This window comes from Anaerotignum faecicola (assembly GCA_024460105.1).
Lineage (GTDB): Bacteria > Bacillota > Clostridia > Lachnospirales > Anaerotignaceae > JANFXS01.
On sequence record JANFXS010000540.1, the window covers coordinates 1 to 394 of the forward strand.

Here is a 394-nt window from a genome sequence, read left to right on the forward strand (position 1 = left end):
CGGCAGCTCTGCGATAAACTCATATTCGCCGGTAAATGGCCATTCCCCATCCTCGTCCTGCTGATACTCCTGACAGTTCCAGTCAGCTATGGGAAGAGTCACTTCGCCCGCCTCCTCAATCTCCGCTCTCACCTGTTCCGGCAGCATGGAGACAACCGTGTCGAAATCCGCCCTGTTCTCCGGGCTTACGCCAATCAGAGACAGTTCACCCCTGCTTAAGTTGTCATCATCCACGAACTCCCATCGAATCACCGTTTCATCGCCCTTCGGCGCATCATCAGACTTGGGAGCGTCTTTATCCTTTTGGTCCGCATCCGCAGGCGTGGCATATTCGGTCTTCTTTCCCGTATTCTCGTCATCCCCCAATAAGTGGTCTGCCGGCACCGCGCTGTCT

General features: G+C 55.3%; 1 protein-coding gene. It reads right to left on the bottom strand.

What is annotated here, in order from left to right:
• Positions 1 to 366: leucine-rich repeat domain-containing protein (locus NE664_15290; GenBank protein ID MCQ4727996.1), on the bottom strand; the 366-nt coding region annotated here is incomplete at its 3' end.
• Positions 367 to 394 lie beyond the last annotated feature (28 nt).